The sequence below is a fragment of the Vibrio sp. R10-SG3-ISO10 genome, from assembly GCF_059834185.1.
On the sequence record NZ_JCBDHG010000023.1, the window covers coordinates 188007 to 209434 of the forward strand.

21 protein-coding genes and 4 tRNA genes are annotated in these 21428 nt (G+C 46.0%); 7 read left to right on the forward strand and 18 right to left on the reverse strand.

Annotated features, from left to right (window positions below):
* Position 1: 1 nt before the first annotated feature.
* The 12 genes from rpoB to AC6R16_RS19245 form a co-directional block, all read right to left on the reverse strand.
* On the reverse strand, positions 2 to 4030 hold the full coding sequence (rpoB, locus tag AC6R16_RS19190; RefSeq protein ID WP_004747613.1) for a DNA-directed RNA polymerase subunit beta: 4029 nt from the start codon (positions 4028 to 4030) through the stop codon (positions 2 to 4).
* Between the two features lie 231 nt (positions 4031 to 4261).
* Positions 4262 to 4630 carry a 50S ribosomal protein L7/L12 gene (rplL, locus tag AC6R16_RS19195; RefSeq protein WP_004747612.1) on the reverse strand — a complete coding sequence of 123 codons (369 nt, stop codon included), beginning with the start codon at positions 4628 to 4630 and terminating at the stop codon, positions 4262 to 4264.
* A gap of 57 nt (positions 4631 to 4687) precedes the next feature.
* On the reverse strand, positions 4688 to 5182 hold the full coding sequence (rplJ, locus tag AC6R16_RS19200; RefSeq protein WP_006957114.1) for a 50S ribosomal protein L10: 495 nt from the start codon (positions 5180 to 5182) through the stop codon (positions 4688 to 4690).
* Positions 5183 to 5482: 300 nt separating this feature from the next.
* Positions 5483 to 6187: a 50S ribosomal protein L1 gene (gene rplA / locus AC6R16_RS19205; RefSeq protein ID WP_004747603.1), complete on the reverse strand. Its 705-nt coding sequence runs from the start codon at positions 6185 to 6187 to the stop codon at positions 5483 to 5485.
* A gap of 4 nt (positions 6188 to 6191) precedes the next feature.
* Positions 6192 to 6620, reverse strand: a complete 429-nt coding sequence (gene rplK / locus AC6R16_RS19210; RefSeq protein ID WP_006957115.1) for a 50S ribosomal protein L11 — start codon at positions 6618 to 6620, stop codon at positions 6192 to 6194.
* Between the two features lie 183 nt (positions 6621 to 6803).
* Positions 6804 to 7352, reverse strand: a complete 549-nt coding sequence (gene nusG / locus AC6R16_RS19215) for a transcription termination/antitermination protein NusG (protein ID WP_004415884.1) — start codon at positions 7350 to 7352, stop codon at positions 6804 to 6806.
* Positions 7353 to 7365: 13 nt separating this feature from the next.
* The gene (gene secE / locus AC6R16_RS19220) at positions 7366 to 7746 is read right to left on the reverse strand and encodes a preprotein translocase subunit SecE (RefSeq protein ID WP_004747599.1); all 381 of its coding nucleotides are present in this window, start codon (positions 7744 to 7746) and stop codon (positions 7366 to 7368) included.
* Positions 7747 to 8020: 274 nt separating this feature from the next.
* Positions 8021 to 9205 (reverse strand): elongation factor Tu, encoded by a 1185-nt coding sequence (gene tuf / locus AC6R16_RS19225; RefSeq protein ID WP_038550586.1) that lies wholly within the window; start codon positions 9203 to 9205, stop codon positions 8021 to 8023.
* A 134-nt stretch (positions 9206 to 9339) separates the two neighbouring features.
* Positions 9340 to 9415, reverse strand: a tRNA-Thr gene (locus tag AC6R16_RS19230).
* A 13-nt stretch (positions 9416 to 9428) separates the two neighbouring features.
* Positions 9429 to 9503 (reverse strand) — tRNA-Gly (locus tag AC6R16_RS19235).
* 35 nt (positions 9504 to 9538) lie between these two features.
* Positions 9539 to 9623: transfer RNA gene (locus AC6R16_RS19240), tRNA-Tyr, on the reverse strand.
* A 34-nt stretch (positions 9624 to 9657) separates the two neighbouring features.
* Positions 9658 to 9733 (reverse strand) — tRNA-Thr (locus AC6R16_RS19245).
* Positions 9734 to 9939: 206 nt separating this feature from the next.
* Between AC6R16_RS19245 and coaA the strand changes: the two genes are divergently transcribed.
* Positions 9940 to 10863: a type I pantothenate kinase gene (gene coaA, locus AC6R16_RS19250; RefSeq protein WP_500675459.1), complete on the forward strand. Its 924-nt coding sequence runs from the start codon at positions 9940 to 9942 to the stop codon at positions 10861 to 10863.
* Positions 10864 to 11098: 235 nt separating this feature from the next.
* Here the strand turns inward: coaA and AC6R16_RS19255 are convergent, their stop codons facing one another.
* Together AC6R16_RS19255 and AC6R16_RS19260 are read right to left on the reverse strand one after the other, a co-directional pair.
* Entirely contained in the window at positions 11099 to 11524 is a 426-nt protein-coding gene (locus AC6R16_RS19255) for a DUF805 domain-containing protein (RefSeq protein ID WP_004743325.1), read from the reverse strand.
* Between the two features lie 49 nt (positions 11525 to 11573).
* Positions 11574 to 11921: a 5-carboxymethyl-2-hydroxymuconate Delta-isomerase gene (locus AC6R16_RS19260; RefSeq protein WP_239827293.1), complete on the reverse strand. Its 348-nt coding sequence runs from the start codon at positions 11919 to 11921 to the stop codon at positions 11574 to 11576.
* Between the two features lie 270 nt (positions 11922 to 12191).
* On the opposite strand from AC6R16_RS19260, the gene tpiA reads away from it, so the two are divergent.
* Both tpiA and AC6R16_RS19270 read left to right on the forward strand, forming a co-directional pair.
* Positions 12192 to 12962: a triose-phosphate isomerase gene (gene tpiA / locus AC6R16_RS19265; RefSeq protein ID WP_004743323.1), complete on the forward strand. Its 771-nt coding sequence runs from the start codon at positions 12192 to 12194 to the stop codon at positions 12960 to 12962.
* Positions 12963 to 13076: 114 nt separating this feature from the next.
* The gene (locus AC6R16_RS19270) at positions 13077 to 14420 is read left to right on the forward strand and encodes an MATE family efflux transporter (protein ID WP_174329846.1); all 1344 of its coding nucleotides are present in this window, start codon (positions 13077 to 13079) and stop codon (positions 14418 to 14420) included.
* A gap of 51 nt (positions 14421 to 14471) precedes the next feature.
* Here the strand turns inward: AC6R16_RS19270 and rraA are convergent, their stop codons facing one another.
* From rraA to efp, 3 genes are all read right to left on the reverse strand, one after another.
* Complete coding sequence (gene rraA / locus AC6R16_RS19275) at positions 14472 to 14996, reverse strand: ribonuclease E activity regulator RraA (RefSeq protein ID WP_004743321.1); 525 nt, start codon at positions 14994 to 14996, stop codon at positions 14472 to 14474.
* 75 nt (positions 14997 to 15071) lie between these two features.
* On the reverse strand, positions 15072 to 15989 hold the full coding sequence (locus tag AC6R16_RS19280) for a 1,4-dihydroxy-2-naphthoate polyprenyltransferase (RefSeq protein WP_500675460.1): 918 nt from the start codon (positions 15987 to 15989) through the stop codon (positions 15072 to 15074).
* 117 nt (positions 15990 to 16106) lie between these two features.
* Complete coding sequence (efp, locus tag AC6R16_RS19285) at positions 16107 to 16673, reverse strand: elongation factor P (RefSeq protein WP_004743319.1); 567 nt, start codon at positions 16671 to 16673, stop codon at positions 16107 to 16109.
* Between the two features lie 32 nt (positions 16674 to 16705).
* On the opposite strand from efp, the gene epmB reads away from it, so the two are divergent.
* The 4 genes from epmB to AC6R16_RS19305 all read left to right on the forward strand — a co-directional run bounded on the left by epmB (position 16706) and on the right by AC6R16_RS19305 (position 20298).
* On the forward strand, positions 16706 to 17728 hold the full coding sequence (gene epmB / locus AC6R16_RS19290) for an EF-P beta-lysylation protein EpmB (protein ID WP_500675461.1): 1023 nt from the start codon (positions 16706 to 16708) through the stop codon (positions 17726 to 17728).
* Positions 17728 to 18222, forward strand: coding sequence for a type II secretion system protein (locus AC6R16_RS19295; RefSeq protein ID WP_275666666.1), 495 nt, complete (start codon positions 17728 to 17730; stop codon positions 18220 to 18222). The genes epmB and AC6R16_RS19295 overlap by 1 nt, the downstream gene beginning before the upstream one ends.
* Positions 18223 to 18306: 84 nt before the next feature.
* On the forward strand, positions 18307 to 18801 hold the full coding sequence (locus tag AC6R16_RS19300; protein WP_004743316.1) for an MgtC/SapB family protein: 495 nt from the start codon (positions 18307 to 18309) through the stop codon (positions 18799 to 18801).
* Positions 18802 to 18972: 171 nt separating this feature from the next.
* The gene (locus AC6R16_RS19305) at positions 18973 to 20298 is read left to right on the forward strand and encodes an anaerobic C4-dicarboxylate transporter (protein WP_500675462.1); all 1326 of its coding nucleotides are present in this window, start codon (positions 18973 to 18975) and stop codon (positions 20296 to 20298) included.
* Positions 20299 to 20366: 68 nt separating this feature from the next.
* Here the strand turns inward: AC6R16_RS19305 and pfkA are convergent, their stop codons facing one another.
* A complete protein-coding gene (gene pfkA, locus AC6R16_RS19310; RefSeq protein ID WP_500675463.1) occupies positions 20367 to 21329 on the reverse strand; it encodes a 6-phosphofructokinase in 963 nt (320 codons plus the stop codon).
* Positions 21330 to 21428: the final 99 nt, after the last annotated feature.

A 21428-nucleotide genomic window follows, 5' to 3' on the forward strand; every position in this document is an offset into this window, starting at 1 on the left:
ATTACTCTTCGTCTTCTAGCTCGATGTTGATACCTAGCGAGCGAATCTCTTTCAACAGTACGTTGAACGATTCTGGCATGCCAGGTTCCATGCTGTGGTTGCCATCTACGATGTTCTTGTACATCTTAGTACGGCCGTTAACGTCATCCGACTTAACTGTTAGCATTTCTTGAAGCGTGTAAGCAGCACCGTATGCTTCTAGTGCCCATACTTCCATCTCACCGAAACGCTGACCACCGAACTGAGCTTTACCACCAAGTGGTTGCTGAGTTACTAGGCTGTACGAACCAGTTGAACGAGCGTGCATCTTGTCATCAACAAGGTGGTTCAGTTTCAGCATGTACATGTAACCAACAGTTACAGGACGCTCAAACGCATCACCTGTGCGACCATCAAACAGCGTTAGCTGACCAGATTCTGGTAGGTCACCTAGTTTCAATAGCTCTTTGATTGACTGCTCAGAAGCACCGTCAAATACTGGAGTCGCGATCGGTAGACCACCACGTAGGTTCTTGATCAGCGTGCGAACTTCGTCATCAGATAGAGACGCAACGTCTACTTTCTGACGAGTATCACCAAGATCGTAAACTTTCTGTAGGAAGTCACGGAACTTAGCTAGCTCTTGCTGCTCTTTCACCATCTGGTTGATCTTGTCACCGATACCTTTCGCTGCCAGACCTAAGTGTACTTCTAGGATCTGACCGATGTTCATACGCGAAGGTACACCCAGTGGGTTTAGTACGATGTCAACTGGCTGACCTTTCTCATCGTAAGGCATGTCTTCAACAGGGTTGATCTTAGAGATTACACCCTTGTTACCGTGACGACCCGCCATCTTATCACCAGGCTGGATACGACGTTTAACCGCTAGGTAAACCTTAACGATCTTCAGTACGCCAGGTGCTAGATCATCACCTTGTGTGATCTTACGACGCTTAGTTTCAAACTTCTTATCGAAGTCAGCACGTAGCTCGTCGTACTGCTCTGCTAGCTGTTCAAGCTGAGTCTGTTGAGCATCATCTTCAAGCGTTAGCTCTAGCCACTTCTTACGATCGATAGCGTCTAGTTTCGCTTCAGTGTAACCACCGTCTAGAAGTACAGCTTTAACACGGTTTAGAAGGCCACCCTCAAGAATCTGGAATTCTTCAGTAAGGTCTTTCTTCGCTTCTTTAAGCTGCATCTGTTCAATTTCAAGTGCACGTTTGTCTTTTTCAACACCGTCACGAGTAAATACTTGAACGTCGATGATTGTACCTGAAACAGAGTTTGGTACGCGTAGAGACGTATCTTTAACGTCTGACGCTTTCTCACCGAAGATAGCACGTAGTAGCTTCTCTTCAGGAGTTAGCTGAGTTTCACCTTTAGGCGTTACTTTACCTACAAGGATGTCACCGCCTTTCACTTCCGCACCGATGTAAACGATACCTGACTCGTCTAGTTTAGACAGAGCAGACTCACCTACGTTTGGAATGTCAGCTGTGATTTCTTCAGCACCAAGCTTAGTATCACGCGCCACACAAGATAGCTCTTGAATGTGGATCGTAGTGAAACGGTCTTCTTGAACTACGCGCTCAGATACTAAGATCGAGTCTTCGAAGTTGTAGCCGTTCCAAGGCATGAATGCGATACGCATGTTCTGACCAAGTGCTAGCTCACCAAGGTCTGTTGAAGGACCATCAGCAAGAACGTCACCACGTGCAACTGGTTCACCCGGCATCACACATGGACGCTGGTTGATACACGTATTTTGGTTAGAACGAGTGTATTTAGTTAGGTTGTAGATATCGATACCTGCTTCACCAGGGATCAGCTCGTCTTCGTTTACTTTAACAACGATACGAGAAGCATCTACAGACTGGATTACACCACCACGTTTCGCTACCGCTGTAACACCAGAGTCAACTGCAATGTTACGCTCGATACCAGTACCAACTAGAGGCTTGTCAGCCTTAAGTGTTGGAACTGCCTGACGTTGCATGTTCGCACCCATCAATGCACGGTTCGCATCATCGTGTTCTAGGAACGGGATAAGCGATGCAGCGATAGATACAACCTGGTTAGTTGCAACGTCCATGTAGTCAACATGTTCGCGTGGGTGTAGGCCAGATTCACCTTTCTGACGAGCAGTGATTAGCTCTTCAGAGAATGTGCCTTGTTCAGTAAGAACAGTGTTCGCCTGAGCGATAACGTACTGACCTTCCTGAATAGCAGATAGGTAATCTACTTCGTCTGTTACTACGCCATCTACTACGCGACGGTATGGAGTCTCTAGGAAACCGTACTCGTTACAACGCGCAAACGCAGATAGAGAGTTGATCAGACCGATGTTTGGACCTTCAGGCGTTTCGATAGGACATAGACGACCGTAGTGAGTTACGTGTACGTCACGTACTTCGAAGCCAGCACGTTCACGAGTTAGACCGCCAGGACCCAATGCAGAGATACGACGCTTGTGCGTTACTTCTGATAGAGGGTTGTTTTGGTCCATGAACTGTGACAGCTGTGAAGAGCCAAAGAATTCTTTAACCGCAGCAGAGATAGGCTTAGCGTTGATTAGGTCTTGAGGCATGATTGCATCAAGATCACCAAGGCTTAGACGCTCTTTAACAGCACGTTCAACACGTACTAGACCAACGCGGAATTGGTTTTCTGCCATTTCGCCAACAGAACGGATACGACGGTTACCTAGGTGGTCGATATCGTCCACTTCACCGATGCCGTTACGGATAGCGATAAGCTTCTTCATCACTTCAACGATATCAGTTTCGTCAAGTGTGCCTTGCTCTTGAGCATCTTCACGTTCGATAGAGCTGTTGAACTTCATACGACCAACAGTCGATAGATCGTAACGCTCTTCTGAGAAGAATAGGCTTTCGAATAGTGCTTCAGCAGCTTCTTTCGTTGGCGGCTCACCAGGGCGCATCATGCGGTAGATTTCTACCAATGCAGAAATACGATCAACAGTGCTGTCGATGCGTAGTGTTTCTGACATGAACGGACCGTGGTCTAGATCGTTAGTAAATAACGTCTGTAGCGCTTTGTGGCCTGCTTGAGAAAGGTTAGCTAGAGCTTCTAGGCTGATTTCTTGGTTTGCACCAACAATGATCTCGCCAGTCGCTTCGTTGATGTAATCTTTCGATGCAACTTTGCCTACGATGTACTCGACAGGTACTTCGATGTGCTCAACGCCATCTTTTTCAAGCTGACGGATGTGGCGTGCAGTTACACGACGACCAGTTTCAACGTAAGTCTTGCCGTTTGCTTCGATATCGAATGACGCAGTTTCACCACGTAGACGATCAGGAACAAGCTCCATTAATAGAGTTTGATCTTTCACTTCGAAGTTCACCTTCTCAAAGAAGATGTCCAGGATCTCTTCTGTCGTCTTACCTAGTGCGCGAAGAATGATAGATGCTGGTAGCTTACGACGGCGGTCAATACGTACGTATAGGTTATCCTTAGGATCAAACTCGAAATCAAGCCATGAACCACGGTAAGGAATTACGCGTGCATTGTATAGAACTTTACCTGAAGAGTGGGTCTTACCCTTATCGCTGTCGAAGAATACACCTGGGCTTCTGTGCAGCTGGGATACGATAACCCTCTCGGTACCATTGATTACGAAGGTACCATTGTCTGTCATAAGCGGAATTTCGCCCATGTAGACTTCTTGTTCTTTAATGTCTTTTACAGTACCTGCTGGCGCGTCTTTATCAAAGATAACTAGGCGTAGTTTAACGCGTAGTGGTTTTGAATAAGTTACGCCGCGGATTTGACATTCTTTAACGTCAAAAACTGGCTCACCAAGACGGTAGCTAACGTATTGCAGCTCGGAATTGCCGTTGTAGCTCTGAATTGGAAATACAGAACGGAAAGCAGCTTCAAGACCGTATTGACCTTCAGGATCCTGTTCGATGAATTTTTCGAACGAATCGAGCTGGATCGATAGCAGGTATGGAATGTCCAACACTTGTGGACGAGTACCAAAGTCCTTACGGATGCGCTTTTTCTCGGTATAAGAGTAAACCATGGGGTTCCTCAGCTCGCTGATAAGTGACCCAAACTGTCTCCAATAGTTATGAGACAGTGACTAACATCTGTTTGATTGTAGTGACATTTCATTAAGAGCTAATGAAATGTTTTTTGCTAGGAATCTGGGTGCTCAAACAGCGGAAAAATCACCCAACCCCTACAGCGCAAAAAGGCCGGTGGTTATAAAACCACCAGCCATTAGCCGTTAGGCTAAGAAACTAAGCAATAATTACTTAACAGTAACACTTGCACCAGCTTCTTCTAGCTGAGCTTTAAGAGCTTCAGCTTCGTCTTTCTCTACGCCTTCTTTAAGAGGTGCAGGAGCGCCGTCTACTAGAGCTTTAGCTTCTTTAAGACCTAGGCCAGTTGCGCCACGTACTGCTTTGATTACAGCAACTTTGTTGCCGCCAGCAGATTCTAGGATTACGTCGAACTCAGTTTGCTCAGCAGCAGCTTCGCCGCCAGCAGCGCCGCCAGCTACAACAGCAGCAGCAGCAGAAACGCCGAATTTCTCTTCCATCGCTTCGATTAGTTCAACAACTTGCATTACAGACATTTCTGCAACTGCGTCTAGGATTTGCTCGTTAGTAATAGACATAACAATTCTCTTTTAAATCAACAATAAGTTTATTAAGCAACCAGAAAAAAGCAAGGCTTATGCCGCAGCTTCTTCTTTTTGATCGCGTAGTGCAGCGATAGTACGTACCAGCTTGCCTGCAGAAGCTTCTTTCATGCACATCATTAGGCGTGCGATTGCTTCGTCGTAAGTTGGTAGTGTCGCTAGTACTTCAGCATCAGTAACTGCGCCTTCGAATGCAGCAGCTTTGATCTCGAACTTGTCGTTCTCTTTAGCGAAGTCTTTGAAAAGACGCGCTGCGGCACCTGGGTGCTCGTTAGAGAATGCGATTAGAGTAGGACCAGTGAAAGTGTCAGTTAGACACTCGTAGTCTGTACCTTCAACCGCACGACGCGCTAGAGTATTACGAACAACTTTCAGGTAAACGCCCGCTTCACGAGCTTGTTTACGTAGAGAAGTCATCGCGCCTACTTCAACGCCACGAGAGTCAGCTACAACTGCAGAAAGTGCACCACTGGCAGCTTCGTTGACTTCAGCAACAATTGCTTTTTTGTCTTGAAGGTTTAAAGCCATCTTGGATTTACTCCTGGTTGTCGTTACACCACTCACTATTATCACAACAGTGAGAGCTATTGAGGTGCTTCCCAGAAGAAAGTTAACTATTTACATAGAGCTTTCTGTCAGTTCGGGCACCATCTACGTAGGATGATTAAGTCTTTATTTGTCAAACAAACTCAGACACCTACGGTCTTGGACGGAGACTGGGTCATAATTCACAGCAAATTCTAGAAGAATTTAATGAACCAAAGTTCAGCCCCAACCACAAATATTAGGCGCAGAATTATACACTAATTCTACGCCTAAGCAAATTTATTAGTTTGCTAGAGTGTTCAGGCTAGCCTGATCAACAGCAACACCAGCACCCATTGTAGTAGAGATGCTAACCTTCTGTAGGAATGTACCCTTAGCAGAAGACGGCTTAGCTTTCTTCAGAGCAACTAGAAGAGCTTCTAGGTTCTCTTTGATCTGCTCAGCAGAGAAGTTTGCTTTACCGATAGTAGTGTGGATGATGCCGTTCTTGTCGTTACGGTAACGAACCTGACCAGCTTTAGCGTTCTTAACCGCTTCAGCAACGTTAGGAGTTACAGTACCAACTTTAGGGTTTGGCATAAGACCGCGAGGACCTAGGATAGTACCTAGTTGACCTACAACGCGCATTGCATCTGGAGAAGCAACAACTACGTCGAAGTTCATTTCGCCTTTCTTAACTTGCTCAGCAAGATCTTCCATACCAACGATGTCTGCGCCAGCTTCTTTAGCTGCTTCAGCGTTTGCACCTTGAGTGAACACTGCAACGCGGATTTCGCGGCCAGTACCGTGAGGTAGTACAGTTGCACCACGTACGTTCTGGTCAGATTTACGAGCATCGATGCCTAGGTTAACAGCAACGTCTACAGACTCAACGAATTTAGCAGTAGCTAGTTCTTGAAGAAGAGCAACAGCTTCGTTGATTTCGTATTCTTTAGTTACGTCAACTTTTTCGCGGATTACGCGCATGCGCTTAGTTAGTTTAGCCATCTTATTAACCCTCTACCACTAGGCCCATTGAACGAGCAGTACCAGCGATTGAACGCTTCATTGCTTCGATGTCAGCACCAGTCATATCAGCAGCTTTAGTTTCTGCGATTTCTTGGATTTGAGCGTCAGTTACAGTACCCACTTTTTCAGTGTTTGGACGACCAGAACCAGACTTAACGCCAGCAGCTTTCTTAAGAAGAACAGCAGCAGGTGGAGTCTTAGTGATGAACGTGAAAGAACGGTCGTTGTATACTGTGATAACAACTGGAGTTGGTAGACCTTTCTCAATAGATTCTGTTTTCGCGTTGAACGCTTTACAGAATTCCATGATGTTTACACCGTGTTGACCTAGTGCAGGACCAACCGGTGGACTTGGGTTTGCCATACCAGCAGCAACTTGCAGCTTGATGTAAGCTTCAACTTTCTTAGCCATGATAATTCCTAATTTTGGGTACAAACGCTAATCGACTGACCAGCTCCCCGTTGATATAAAAACTTGTTATTTTGGATGGAAACTTTTGCTTCAGCCAAAATAATAAGGCGCGAAATTATAGTCATAATCCGCGCCTTATACAACCCTAAAAAGGTGATTTTTTATACTCTGAAAAACAGAGTCTTAGTCAAGTTTTTCAACCTGACCAAATTCAAGCTCAACTGGTGTTGCACGACCAAAGATCGATACAGACACTTTCACTCGGCTCTTATCGTAATCCACTTCTTCAACAGTACCGTTGAAGTCAGCAAATGGACCGTCAGTAACGCGTACCACTTCACCCGCTTCGTACATAGTACGTGGACGAGGTGCTTCGCTCGCTTTCTCAAGACGGTTCAGAATCGCATCAGCTTCTTTATCAGTGATAGGAGCTGGACGATCAGAGGTACCACCAATGAAGCCCATGACACGCGGCACACTGCGTACTAAGTGCCATGATTCATCGTTCATGATCATCTGAACTAGGACGTAACCAGGGAAGAACTTACGCTCAGACTTACGACGCTGACCTGCACGCATTTCCACTACTTCTTCAGTAGGAACTAGAACTTCACCAAACAGCTCTTCCATGCTGTGCATTTTGATATGCTCACGAAGAGATTGGGCTACACGACCTTCAAATCCAGAGAAGGCTTGAACCACATACCAGCGTTTTTTTGGAGCTTCACTCATGAATTAAAACCCTCTATACCCCAGTTGCTAGAGCAACAAGACGAACCATAATGCCGTCGATGCCCCAAAGCACTAGAGCCATTACAATACTTACAGCTAAAACGATCAAAGTCGTTTGCATTGTTTCTTGGCGTGTAGGCCAAACAACTTTACGTACTTCCATACGCGATTCTTTTGCAAACTCGATCGCAGCTTTACCCTTAGTTGTTGTAGCAGCAACACCAAGTGCCGCAGCGATTAGTACAACAACACCTGCAGCGCGAATCACTACAGACATTTCACCATACAGGTAATTACCCACAACAGCGGCAGCTAGCAGAGCAAAAGTGACAATCCACTTGAAGATATCTGCGCCATTTGAGCTATCAGGAGTTTCAGCATTATTTGCTTTCATAAAACCAACCTGTCTAAGTCTTAATATAGACGACAACAACCCCGCTGTTGCAGGGCAAATCCATGAAACGACAATTTAAATAAATTGACGTACTCTTTTATTGATTGAGACGCAACACCTCAACCAAAAAATCCTGCTCAATGCCATGCTGAATAAGAAAACAACAGACATTTTGTATAGTGCAGAAAAAGGGCATCAAATGATGCCCTTTTTGCTACTGGTTCGTCAAATCTTATTCAAAGATTTTCCGAAGTCTTTAGCTAATTCCGAAGAATTAGTCGAAGATCTTAGCAACAACACCAGCACCAACTGTACGGCCACCTTCGCGGATTGCGAAACGTAGACCTTCGTCCATCGCGATTGGAGCGATTAGTTCAACAGTCATCTTGATGTTATCGCCTGGCATTACCATTTCTACGCCTTCTGGTAGCTCGATGTTACCAGTTACGTCAGTTGTACGGAAGTAGAACTGTGGACGGTAGCCTTTGAAGAATGGAGTGTGACGACCACCTTCATCTTTAGACAGTACGTATACTTCTGATTCGAACTTAGTGTGTGGGTTGATTGACTTAGGAGCCGCTAGTACTTGACCACGCTCTACTTCGTCACGCTTAGTACCACGTAGAAGTGCACCAACGTTCTCACCCGCACGACCTTCGTCTAGAAGCTTACGGAACATTTCAACACCAGTACATGTAGTTACTGTTGTTTCTTTGATACCAACGATTTCTACTTCGTCACCTACAGTTAGGATACCGCGCTCGATACGACCAGTAACTACTGTACCACGACCTTGGATAGAGAATACGTCTTCGATAGGCATTAGGAATGGCTGATCGATTGCACGCTCTGGCTCTGGGATGTAAGAATCTAGTGCTTCTGCAAGCTCAACGATCTTCGCTTCCCACTGCTCTTCGCCGTTTAATGCGCCTAGTGCAGAACCTTGGATAACTGGTAGGTCATCACCTGGGAAATCGTACTCAGATAGAAGTTCACGAACTTCCATTTCTACTAGTTCTAGTAGCTCTTCATCGTCAACCATGTCACATTTGTTCATGAATACGATGATGTATGGGATACCAACCTGACGGCCTAGTAGGATGTGCTCACGAGTTTGTGGCATTGGGCCATCTGTCGCAGCAACAACTAGGATACCACCGTCCATCTGTGCAGCACCTGTGATCATGTTTTTAACATAATCCGCGTGTCCTGGACAGTCTACGTGTGCGTAGTGACGAGTTGGAGTGTCGTACTCAACGTGAGAAGTTGCGATTGTGATACCGCGCTCACGCTCTTCTGGAGCGTTATCGATAGATGCGAAGTCTTTCGCTTCACCGCCGTATACTTTTGAAAGAGTAGTACAGATCGCTGCAGTTAGAGTTGTTTTACCGTGGTCAACGTGGCCGATAGTACCAACGTTTACGTGCGGTTTCGTACGTTCAAATTTTTCTTTAGACATGAGTTGTCCCTCTAGGTACGGATTTAGGTGGCTTGAATGACCACGCAACCAAAAAGTCTTGGTGATAAACTTCTCTCAATCACTAAACGTAGTTTAGTAAAGAGAAAGTATCAAAAGGAAACATTGCTTAGAGCTGGTGCTGATAGGCAGACTCGAACTGCCGACCTCATCCTTACCAAGGATGCGCTCTACCACCTGAGCTATATCAGCACTCAAATTAGAGTGGAGCGGGCAGCGGGAATCGAACCCGCATCATCAGCTTGGAAGGCTGAGGTAATAGCCATTATACGATGCCCGCAACACGTAACTCTGTGAGCTATTTCCTTAAGAATATGGTGGAGGGGGACGGATTCGAACCATCGAAGGCAGTGCCAGCAGATTTACAGTCTGATCCCTTTGGCCACTCGGGAACCCCTCCAAATTTTCAATCCATTTCTCTCATAAAGGAAAAATGGTGCCGACTACCGGAATCGAACTGGTGACCTACTGATTACAAGTCAGTTGCTCTACCTACTGAGCTAAGTCGGCATAAGTGGTGCGCATTCTATTGAATGATTTTCTGCCTTGCAATAGTAAAATTAAAAAAAAACTTCTTTTTCTACTGATTGGGCTTATTTGTTGAAATTTCGCGCAATTTATCGGCAAAAAATACGCGAATGTCGACGATGTCGTTTGCAATCTTGTTCGGTTGTTGTATTTTCGCTGCTCTATCGTGAAACCAAGTTAGGATGACTATGACTCCATATCTCTCATTTAATCGTCAACAATGGGCTGAATTACGCAATTCAGTACCGATGACATTATCCGAGACCGATCTGGTTGAACTTCAGGGTGTGAATGAAAGCCTCACGATGGAAGAAGTAGAAGAGATCTACTTACCTTTAGCGCGTCTGCTTAACTTATATGTTGCTGCAAGACAGAGCCGTAATTCCGTGCTCAATAACTTCCTCGGTAATCAAGGCACTGCGCCACCTTTTATCATTGGTATTGCCGGTAGTGTCGCGGTAGGTAAAAGCACCACGGCTCGTTTGCTTAAAGCCTTACTGTCACGCTGGGATAACCACCCTAAAGTTGAGCTCGTGACTACTGACGGGTTTCTTTACCCAAAAAAGGTACTCGATGAACGCGGTATTCTTCATCGCAAAGGCTTCCCTGAATCTTATGATATTAAGCGTTTAGTCGAGTTCGTTTCTGACGTTAAGGCCGGAAAACCACACCTCGAAGTACCTGTTTACTCGCACATCACCTATGACATTACCGAAGAGCTGAAAACCGTCGACCGACCTGATGTGCTGATCATCGAAGGATTAAACGTCTTGCAAAGCGGGATGGATTACCCCCACGACCCACATCGCGTCTTTGTTTCAGATTTCTTGGATTTTTCGCTTTATGTCGACGCAGAAAGTGAAGTGATAGAGCAGTGGTATGTCGAACGCTTCTTAAAGTTCCGCCAAGGCGCCTTTACCAAGCCAGGCTCTTACTTCAGTCACTACACGCAGTTGAGCGAACCAAAAGCGATCGAGAAAGCACACAGTATTTGGCAGTCGATCAATGGGGTTAACCTAGACGCCAATATCCTACCAACCAAAGGCCGCGCCCACTTAATCTTGAAGAAAGGTCAGGATCATCAAGTGGAAGAAGTTTTTCTGAGGAAGTAGCGTAGCGAGAAGCGAGAAGCGAGAAGCGAGAAGCGAGAAGCGAGAAGCGAGAAGCGAGAAGCGAGAAGCGAGAAGCGAGAAAAAATTAAAGGGTTGGCACAATGTGTCAACCCTTTGCTTTTACATCCAAACAATTACATCCTAAGAAAATATCACTGCCTGCAATTTTTGACTCACTTGCCACGAGCACCTCTCGAAGGGCGCAGCACGTTCTCGCATCTCGGCGCGAAGCGTTCTATCTCCCTTCCGGCCCATATTGATTTTCGCCATCCGTGCCTTTTAAGAAACCACATTCAACTAAAATCCATAGACCACAGACTAGAGCAGCAAATGACGTCGCGGCTTGCAACATAGACGGTTGACCGGCTAGTGAAGGATCACCGACTGGCACTGTCATACGTCCAATAACAAGTGGGATGTTAAGCAGCAGCCACCAACTTGATTTACCACGGTCATGCCAACGTTTAGCGGTAATCGCTAGATCAGGAACCAGAATGACGATCAGAAACACAGGTAGAATCAGATGTGCGATCGAGGGAGCGAGTACATTCATCCCCATCGCAAAGCCAACAATCATCAAATAGTAAACCACGTTCCAAATCCAATAGGTTTTACGCCCTATTCGACCTTGAAACGAAAACAGTAAATCTTTCATCGACATCATTTATACCTAAAAAATAAAAAGTTAGAGCCTGTTTGCTCCAAAAATACTAGTTAATTACTTTCTGAAAACACGCTTTATCCATATCTCGAATGTTAACCGTTAAGCTATGAACATGACTCGCCTGCTCTTGCAATACGGTCATCAACTGACGAGATAACTCTCTTTTCTGCTCTTCGGTTCTGCCATCAAGCAATTCAAAGCTGATATGAATAAAGTCAACGCTATCTCCCGCTTCACCGACCAGCCAATTATGGCAACGCAAAGAGCGGGATTTTACCGAATCCACATCGAACAACCCGCAAGTTAACGCGACATGATGTAAGTCTTCAAGTAAGCCTTGAACATTAACGCGTTCGTCAACAGAGTTGGAGTATTCCATTACTAGGTTCGGCATAGTATTCCTCAAATGTAAGAGAGTTTCACAATAAACAAAAAGTGCACAACACTATTACCAATTTCTATGCTGAATTCCGAGTGGGTTTCCACCAATCTGTTCAATGGATCACTGATAGAAAGCAGATTAAGGTGAGATATGAGCGATCACAGCTCCAACCAATGAGTGATATCCAATAAGACATGACGGTAATCATGATCTCCCCTATTTTATCTGTTATATTCTTACGAAGATTTTTTACATTAATTGATTAAATACGGAGATATTCCTATGCGTCGTCCTGTAGTGATGGGTAACTGGAAGCTTAACGGCAGCAAAGCAATGGTGAAAGAGCTGCTAACTGGTCTTAACGCTGAACTTGAAGGCGTTGAAGGTGTTGACGTAGCTGTCGCTCCACCAGCACTTTACCTAGATCTAGCTGAACAGCTAATCGCAAAAGGCGGTAACAAGATCATCCTAGGTGCTCAAAACACTGACCTAAACAACAGCGGTGCATTCACTGGTGATATGTCTCCAGAGATGCTAAAAGATTTCGGTGCTACTCACATCATCATCGGTCACTCTGAGCGTCGTGAATACCACAACGAATCTGACGAGTTCATCGCTAAGAAATTCAACTTCCTAAAAGAGAACGGTCTAAAACCTGTTTTCTGTATCGGTGAGTCTGAAGCTCAAAACGAAGCAGGCGAAACTGAAGCAGTATGTGCACGTCAAATCAACGCAGTAATCGACGCTTACGGTGTTGAAGCGCTAAACGGTGCAATCATCGCATACGAACCAATCTGGGCTATCGGTACTGGTAAAGCAGCAACAGCTGAAGATGCACAACGCATCCACGCTTCTATCCGTGCGCTAATCGCTGAGAAAGACGCAGCAGTTGCTGAGCAAGTAATCATTCAATACGGTGGTTCTGTTAAGCCTGAAAACGCAGAAGCTTACTTCTCACAACCAGACATCGACGGTGCTCTAGTTGGTGGCGCATCTCTAGATGCTAAGAGCTTCGCAGCAATTGCTAAAGCAGCGGCAGCAGCTAAAGCATAATTTTTCTTCTTATTTGAAAAATTCTCATTGAGGTCAGCGCAAGCTGGCCTTTTTTGTGTCTGGCACATCAATCAAGTATCCTACGCTTTTCCACACTAACGATAGTTGTACCGAATGCAGGATAAGCATGGCCTTCTAACAGGCTCGATTCCCCTAGTACTTAGACAGATGACCGTTCCGATGACCTTTGGCATGGTGGCGATCTTGATGTTTAACTTGGTGGATACGTTTTTTATCTCGCTGCTAGGTACCGAAGCTCTCGCTGCGATTAGCTATACCTTTCCCGTCACCTTTGCGGTCAACTGCATCACCATGGGCATAGGCATGGGGCTCTCGACCAATATCGGCCGCTTGCTCGGACAAGGTCAATCGATCGTCGCTGCGCGCTTTTCTTCTCATGGCTTACTGTTAGCCGTATTGCTAGTCGCACTCGCCTCTACACTTGGCCTGTTTACCATTGAGCCACTGTTTCTATTTCTTGGTGCCGAGCAATCGCTACTGCCACTTATTCATCAATACATGGATATTTGGTACCTAACGATTCCGCTATTAGTCGTCCCTATGGCTGGCAACAGTGCCATTCGCGCGACGGGGGATACCAAAACACCTGCCAAAATCATGATGCTTGCCGGGCTTATCAATGGGGTACTCGATCCGCTATTGATTTTTGGCTACGGGCCTTTCCCAGAGTTGGGCATTCAAGGGGCGGCCATTGCCAGTGCAATGAGTTGGTTCGGCGCCTTAATTGGCTCGCTTTACGTGCTGATTAAAAGAGAGAAGTTACTTGCCCTACCTTGCTTTAAAACCCTCTGGCTCGACTGGCAACAAATCCTAAAAATCGGAACACCGGCAGCTTTGTCTAATGCTCTTACGCCCTTGTCGGGGGCTATTTTGATGATGATGCTCTCGACTCATGGCACTGCAGCCGTCGCCGCTTATGGTGCGGCGCAGCGAGTCGAATCGATTCTTATCTTGGTTTTGATGTCTTTAACTTCAGCCCTAACACCATTTATTGCCCAAAACATGGGCGCCAATAACCCTGCACGTAGCTTTGCCGGGTTGTTTTTAAGCATGCGTTTCTCGATGGTGTTTCAGGCCGGCATTTTTATCATGATGGTGCCACTGAGCATTCCACTCGCAGCTTTGTTTTCACAGGAACAAGCGGTAAAAGATCTGCTTTGGCACTATTTGTTGGTCGTGCCGTTTAGCTATGGTTTCCAAGGCGTGATGATGATGTTGGTTTCTGGATTAAACGCCCTGCATGAACCGCTTAAGGCATTCCAATGGAGCTTTATGCGTCTGTTTCTCTTTACCCTGCCTTGCGCTTGGATGGGTGGTCAGCTGTATGATATTGAAGGGCTGTTCATTGGTATTGCGGTAGGCAACATAGTTGGTGGCACAAGTGGTTACTTATACGCACTGAAACTCCGAGCTCAGCATCTTTCCTCGGCGGCATAAAACAAAACACCGACTCTTGGAGTCGGTGCAGTCTATCTGGAAAGGTAGAGATTAATCGACGATGGCTATCTCTTCTTCCTCTTCGACTTCTAAGTCTACATCTAATGGCTCTTGAGAAAGAATCACGCCGGTATTGTCAGCGTAGAGGTAATCTTCAGGAAGGAAGGTCACGCCACCAAAGTTGACTGGCACATCCACTTCTCCAATACCTTGGGAGATAGCACCGACGGGAATAGAAGCAATCGCTTGGATACCAATACTCATGTCTTCCAGTTCATCGACCTCACGAACACAGCCGTAAACCACAATACCTTCCCACTCGTTTTCTTCCGCAAGCGATGCGAGCTCTGCATCAATCAATGCGCGACGCAATGAACCACCACCATCAATAAGCAGCACACGGCCCAAACCGTCTTGCTCGAGGATCTCACGAATCAAGCCATTATCTTCAAAACACTTTACTGTCGTGATTTGCCCAGCGAACGATGCACAACCACCAAAGTTACTGAACATAGGCTCTACAACATCTACTTGCTCTAAATAAATGTCGCACAAGGCAGAGGTATTGTATTCCATAGTATTCCTTCCCATACCGTCGTTATCTCCATCGAGTATATAAGGTCATTAAGTCATTGCAATGACATGTATCATTTAACTGACCAGAGTTTGAGCTATAACCACTCCAGCAAACAATAAGTTAGTCACCATAGAGCACTTAACTATCACCGGCATCATTGGGGCGATTTGCGCTGGCTTTTCCGCCTGCCACACCGCTTTACCGTGTTTAAAGGTAACAAGCAGGCTAAGAAGAAATGGTAAGCTAATCCAAATGGGGCTCGGTTGATGGATTAAGTAAGCGGCAAAAGCCACGACAGCGCCGCTAAGCAGAGCAAAGTGATATTGCTTAGCGCGCTTTTGCCCGAGACGAACAGCAACTGTTCTTTTGCCACACACCTCATCGTTCTCAATATCACGCATATTGTTGATATTAAGTACAGCGACAGCCAATAACCCACAACCAACCGCAGGCAAGATAAGCTGAGGAGCGACAATGCCGGTATGAAGGAAATAAGTACCCGCCACGCCCAATAAACCAAAGAAGATAAACACGGAAATATCGCCTAAGCCGACGTAACCATAAGGTTTGTTACCCACGGTATATGCGATCGCTGCGACAATGGCCAAGACTCCTAACCCGATGAAAGCTAAAATGCTCTGTAGACTCTCTAGCGCATACATCACCAAGGTGAGACCCGCAATCACAGTCAAGACCACATTAATGATCATTGCCTGCTTCATGTCCTTTTGAGTCACGGCTCCAGACTGGATCGCACGCATAGGCCCGAGACGATTTTCGTTATCGGTACCTTTAACAGCATCGCCATAGTCATTGGCTAAGTTAGAAAGGATTTGCAGCAGCGTTGCGGTCAGAAAAGCCAGCAAAGCAACCACAGGTGAAAACTGATGCGTGGAGTACGCCAATACACTACCCGTTAAGATAGAGACCAAGGCCAAAGGCAAGGTTTTAGGTCGAGCGGCGTCAAGCCATATTGTTAGAGACTGTTTCATGGATACCAGTTTAGCCACAGTTACTTGAACTAGAATTGTGGCACATCAATCCTATCGGTGAAAAACAAAAAAAGGTCACCGAAGTGACCTTTTTCCAAAACTTGACCTAAGTTAGGCTTATTTTACGCGACCTACGTACTCACCAGAGCGAGTATCAACTTTGATCACTTCGCCAATCGCGATAAATAGAGGAACGCGAACAACAGCACCTGTTGATAGTGTTGCTGGCTTACCACCTGTACCTTGAGTATCACCTTTTAGACCTGGATCAGTGTCTGTTACTTCAAGCTCAACGAAGTTTGGTGGCGTTACTACGATTGGGTTACCGTTCCATAGTGTTAGCATACAAGTGTTGTTTTCTACCAACCACTTAGCGTTTTCGCCAACCGCTTTTACATCCGCAGCGATCTGCTCAAATGTTTCGTTATTCATAAAGTGGTAGAATTCGCCGTCGTTATATAGATAATCTAGGTCGATATCCATTACGTCTGCAACTTCACAAGTTTCACCAGACTTAAAGGTTTTCTCTAGCACTTTACCAGAAAGAAGCTTACGAATTTTTACACGGTTGAACGCTTGACCTTTACCCGGCTTAACGTATTCGTTTTCCAAGATAACGCAAGGCTCGTTATCAAGCATTAGTTTCAAGCCGCCTTTAAATTCATTGGTGCTAACAGTAGCCATTTTTTCCTCTTACATTCTTAGAGCTAAATTCAATGCCGCACATCATAACCCGAAAAGTTGTTTCTGTTGAGCAAAACTGGCTCAAACAGCTAGCGAATGGGATCTCTGATCCTGCAAAACTGCTTGAGCAGCTCGAAATAGATCCTAAGCCATGGCAAGACGGATTTGCTGCTCGCAAGCTTTTTGCGCAGCGTGTTCCGCAAAGTTTTGTTGATAGAATGGAAAAAGGCAATCCTTACGACCCGCTTTTACGTCAGGTTTTACCGCTCAGCGAAGAGTTTGAAGTCCACCCAGGTTACTCCAATGATCCACTGGAAGAGCAAAACAATACCATCCCAGGTTTATTGCACAAATATCGCAACCGCGCGTTAATGATCGTCAAAGGTGGCTGCGCGATTAACTGTCGTTACTGTTTTCGCCGTCATTTCCCCTATGACGAAAATAAGGGTTCTAAATCGGCTTGGCAGCAAAGTTTAGAGTATGTAGCCCAACACTCAGAGATCAACGAAATCATCCTTTCTGGCGGTGACCCGCTAATGGCAAAGGATGAGGAGCTGTTGTGGCTTATTGATCATATTGCCGATATCAAACACATCAAGCGCCTGCGCATTCATTCCCGCTTACCTGTAGTCATTCCGGAGCGTATCACTCAAGCGCTGATTCAGATGCTAAACGAAACACGGCTGCAAGTGGTGTTAGTCACGCATATCAACCACGCTCAAGAGATAAATCAAGAACTGAGAGATAGATTAAGCCACCTTAAGCAAGCAGGTGTTACTCTTTTAAACCAAGGTGTTATGCTTAAAGGCGTCAATGACAGCATTGAGTCTCAGGTAGACCTTAGTGAGGCTTTATTTGATGCTGGCATTTTACCTTACTACATTCACGTGCTAGATAAAGTACAAGGCGCTGCACACTTTTATATCTCCGACCAAGAGGCCAAAGCGATCATGGCAGGGCTGATGGAGCGAGTCTCAGGTTACCTAGTACCTAAGTTAACTCGTGAGATAGGTGGGCGCACAAGTAAAACCCCACTCGACCTACATTTAGAGTAATGATGAAAAATGCACGCGGCTTTACGCTAATAGAACTAGTCATTGTAATCGTTGTACTCGGCATTCTTGCTGTTACAGCCCTGCCTCGCTTACTTGACCTACAAAGCGACGCCCGAACTTCTGCCTTACAAGGTTTAAAAGGGGCAATGCAAGGCGCTAACGACCAGTTAATTGGTGCTTCTGCTATCGCAGGTCTCGACACCGCTGCCAGCGGCTCTGTCACTGTCGAGGGGGAAAGCGTCAGTATTGTTTATGGTTATGCTAAAGCAGACAACGCCAATGCTTGGTCCAAGATTCTTGATGCGAATATAGATGACGCAACATGGGGAGCAGATGGAGCGGATTGGTATTTCAGTAATACCAACGCCAATGATGGAATTATCTTGTACATGCCGGGGAGCCGCCGTCAATCTTCTCTCAACTGCTACCTGCAATATACCGAAGCCACGTCTGGCGCAGCGCCCAGCATTAACTTAACGACTAGTGGCTGTTAATCCTAAAGACAAAAATCTTTTGTTCGATAGACACGTCTAATCTATGCATACTCCGACGTTTTGGAGGTCACTATGCAACCAGACATGCAATCCACTATCGAACAATTCCTCGACCTAGGTCCATTCAGTTGGTGGGCACTACTCTGTTGTGCCGTTAACGGCATTCTTATTGGTGTTGAACGGCAAACACGTGGTAAGCCTGTTGGAATTCGCACCTCGATTTTGGTGATTTCTGGCACCTACTTGTTTATGTCAATGGCAGTTTCGCTCTCACCCAATACGTTAGATCAAGCGCGAGTACTCGGTCAGATCATTACTGGGGTCGGATTTCTTGGTGCTGGAGTAATGATGACCCTTGATGGCAAAATCCATGGTGTCACCTCTGCTGCTGTCATATGGGTATTGGCTGCCATTGGCATGATGATTGGACTGGGTTACATGCAACAATCGGTGATACTCACGCTACTTGCGCTCACAGTGCTACTTGGCGTCGATAAAGCGGAAAATCGAATCAAAGCTCTACGCCGTGGTGTCCACCAGAAAATCCAAAAACGTAGAGACAACAAATTGAACTCGTGATCTCTACGGGCAAACCAACACAAAGCCTTTGTTTAAAGTGCAATTTTTGATTCGAAACAAGGAATAGCTCGATAGTCAATTGCTCTAGCAAGAGAAGCAAATAGGGTCACGTTTCCACCTACCACTTTTGGGTAGCATAGCTCTATGTTTATACCAATGTAGGGTTTGATTATGTTTTACGTGCATATGCTCCTGCTTCTGACGGTTATATTTATCGGTATCCGCCATGGAGGCATAGCTTTCGGTTTGCTCGGGGGCTTAGGTGTTTCGGTTCTCGCGTTTGTATTTGGTGTCGCACCGGGTTCGCCACCGATCAGTGTTATGCTGATTATTCTCGCTGTGGTCGCAGCCTCTGCGACTCTGGAAGCAACGGGTGGCCTCAAGCTGTTAGTGAAGTTTGCTGAGCGATTATTGCGTAAGCATCCAAGTCAAATCGTGTTTCTTGGTCCACTTTGTACCTATTCATTGACGGTATTAGTCGGCACGGGCCACTCTGTCTACCCACTTCTGCCCGTTATCTACGATGTGGCCTACAAGAAAGGCATTCGCCCTGAGCGCCCGATGGCGATGGCAACCGTCGCATCACAAATGGGGATTACTGCAAGCCCGATCGCCGCTGCTGCCGCGGTGGTAATGGCAACAGCAGCCGATAACCACTTAGACATCAGTCTGGTTAACGTACTACTGGTGACCATACCTGCAACGTTAATAGGTGTACTGGTTGGCTGTTTATGGAGCCTGAAGCGTGGTAAAGAGCTGGATCAAGATCAAGCCTTTATCGAGCGCTGCCAAGATCCAGAATTTAAAGCACAGCTGATTGATGAAGTACAACAAGATGAAAGCGAACCTGCCAGCCAGCAAGTGGCTAAGCGCGGTTTAGGCATCTTCTTAGCCGGTATCGCAACGGTTATCTTTGTCGCTATGTTTGGTAAAGATCTCGGCCTGCTGCCAGATGGCGTTAAAATGTCGGTCGCGATTCAGTTCTTGATGCTATCCGTTGGTGCTTTGATCCTACTGACAACTAAGGTTGAGCCGAAGAAGATCGTCCATAGTAATGTGTTTATCGCCGGTATGACGGCGGTGATTATTATCTTCGGTATTGCGTGGATGAGTGACACCATTATCGGTTTCCACAAGCCCTACTTGATCAGCTTAGTGAGCGATATTGTGGCTGCGCACCCTTGGACGTTTGCTATTGCAATGTTCGTGGTGTCGGTATTCTTGAAGAGCCAAGCTGCGGTACTGACCATCATGCTACCTCTTGGTTTTGCGATGGGCATTCCAGCACCTGTGCTAATCGGTGTGCTTCCAGCTTGTTATGCTTATTTCTTCTTCCCATTCTATCCAAGTGATCTTGCTGCGATTACCTTTGACCGCTCAGGTACGACTGAGATTGGTAAGTACGTGCTTAACCACAGCTTCTTGCTGCCAGGATTTATTGGCGTGATTACCGCAACGACAGTGGGTTATGTGCTATCGACTATGCTAGTCAACTAGCCTTATTCCAATAAACAAAAAGCCAGTTGGTTTCCCAACTGGCTTTTTTAATTCAATATAATGCTGATTTAGAATAGCTCTTCAGCAACCTTGAATAGATCTTCACGTACTGGGCGCTTCATGTTCTCGATAGCGTCGATGATATCGTGGTGAACAAGTTGCTCTTTTTGAATGCCCACACAGCGACCACCATGACCTTCCATCAGTAGGTGTACTGCGTAGTTACCCATGCGAGATGCAAGAACGCGGTCAAATGCAGTAGGACGACCACCACGTTGGATATGACCAAGAACGGTAGCGCGAGTTTCACGACCCGTCGCCGTTTCGATCTCTTTCGCTAGCTCGTTAGCATCCATCATTAGCTCAGTGAGAGCAATGATCGCGTGCTTCTTACCTTTAGCGATACCATCTTGGATATTGCCAATCAGCTTTTCTTTATCCAAGCCTGTTTCAGGAGTGATGATGTATTCACAACCACCAGCGATTGCAGACATTAGCGTCAGATCACCACAGTGACGACCCATGATCTCAACGATCGAGATACGTTGGTGAGAAGATGAAGTATCACGTAGACGGTCAATAGCGTCGATAACAGTGTTCAGTGCCGTTAGGTAGCCAATCGTGTAATCCGTACCTGCAATATCGTTATCGATAGTGCCCGGTAGACCGATACATGGGTAACCCATTTCAGTTAGCTTTTTCGCGCCCATGTAAGAGCCGTCACCACCAACAACGACTAAAGCTTCGATACCATGCTTCTGCAGGTTTTCGATCGCTTTTTGACGCACTTCCACTTCTTTGAACTCAGGGAAACGCGCAGAGCCTAGGAACGTGCCGCCTTTGTTGATTACATCAGAAACGCTTGAACGATCTAGCTTTTCGATACGATCTTCGTAAAGACCTAAGTAACCATCGAATACACCGTAAACTTCTAGTCCTTCAGATAACGCCGTGCGAACCACGCCGCGAACTGCCGCGTTCATACCTGGTGCGTCACCGCCACTCGTCAAGACACCGATCTTCTTAATCATGCTCACCCTCGATTTTTGGGAATCTTATTTCAATTTTTACGTTAGCCGCTTTCAATAAGCCACCAACTTAATTCCTTTAACTGCGCAATATGTTACCTT

Coding starts and splice junctions, on each gene's coding strand:
- rpoB (WP_004747613.1), bottom strand. CDS start 4,030: ATGGTTTACTCTTATACCGAGAAAAAGCGCATCCGTAAGGACTTTGGT.
- rplL (WP_004747612.1), bottom strand. CDS start 4,630: ATGTCTATTACTAACGAGCAAATCCTAGACGCAGTTGCAGAAATGTCT.
- rplJ (WP_006957114.1), bottom strand. CDS start 5,182: ATGGCTTTAAACCTTCAAGACAAAAAAGCAATTGTTGCTGAAGTCAAC.
- rplA (WP_004747603.1), bottom strand. CDS start 6,187: ATGGCTAAACTAACTAAGCGCATGCGCGTAATCCGCGAAAAAGTTGAC.
- rplK (WP_006957115.1), bottom strand. CDS start 6,620: ATGGCTAAGAAAGTTGAAGCTTACATCAAGCTGCAAGTTGCTGCTGGT.
- nusG (WP_004415884.1), bottom strand. CDS start 7,352: ATGAGTGAAGCTCCAAAAAAACGCTGGTATGTGGTTCAAGCCTTCTCT.
- secE (WP_004747599.1), bottom strand. CDS start 7,746: ATGAAAGCAAATAATGCTGAAACTCCTGATAGCTCAAATGGCGCAGAT.
- tuf (WP_038550586.1), bottom strand. CDS start 9,205: ATGTCTAAAGAAAAATTTGAACGTACGAAACCGCACGTAAACGTTGGT.
- coaA (WP_500675459.1), top strand. CDS start 9,940: ATGACTCCATATCTCTCATTTAATCGTCAACAATGGGCTGAATTACGC.
- AC6R16_RS19255 (WP_004743325.1), bottom strand. CDS start 11,524: ATGTCGATGAAAGATTTACTGTTTTCGTTTCAAGGTCGAATAGGGCGT.
- AC6R16_RS19260 (WP_239827293.1), bottom strand. CDS start 11,921: ATGCCGAACCTAGTAATGGAATACTCCAACTCTGTTGACGAACGCGTT.
- tpiA (WP_004743323.1), top strand. CDS start 12,192: ATGCGTCGTCCTGTAGTGATGGGTAACTGGAAGCTTAACGGCAGCAAA.
- AC6R16_RS19270 (WP_174329846.1), top strand. CDS start 13,077: ATGCAGGATAAGCATGGCCTTCTAACAGGCTCGATTCCCCTAGTACTT.
- rraA (WP_004743321.1), bottom strand. CDS start 14,996: ATGGAATACAATACCTCTGCCTTGTGCGACATTTATTTAGAGCAAGTA.
- AC6R16_RS19280 (WP_500675460.1), bottom strand. CDS start 15,989: ATGAAACAGTCTCTAACAATATGGCTTGACGCCGCTCGACCTAAAACC.
- efp (WP_004743319.1), bottom strand. CDS start 16,673: ATGGCTACTGTTAGCACCAATGAATTTAAAGGCGGCTTGAAACTAATG.
- epmB (WP_500675461.1), top strand. CDS start 16,706: ATGCCGCACATCATAACCCGAAAAGTTGTTTCTGTTGAGCAAAACTGG.
- AC6R16_RS19295 (WP_275666666.1), top strand. CDS start 17,728: ATGATGAAAAATGCACGCGGCTTTACGCTAATAGAACTAGTCATTGTA.
- AC6R16_RS19300 (WP_004743316.1), top strand. CDS start 18,307: ATGCAATCCACTATCGAACAATTCCTCGACCTAGGTCCATTCAGTTGG.
- AC6R16_RS19305 (WP_500675462.1), top strand. CDS start 18,973: ATGTTTTACGTGCATATGCTCCTGCTTCTGACGGTTATATTTATCGGT.
- pfkA (WP_500675463.1), bottom strand. CDS start 21,329: ATGATTAAGAAGATCGGTGTCTTGACGAGTGGCGGTGACGCACCAGGT.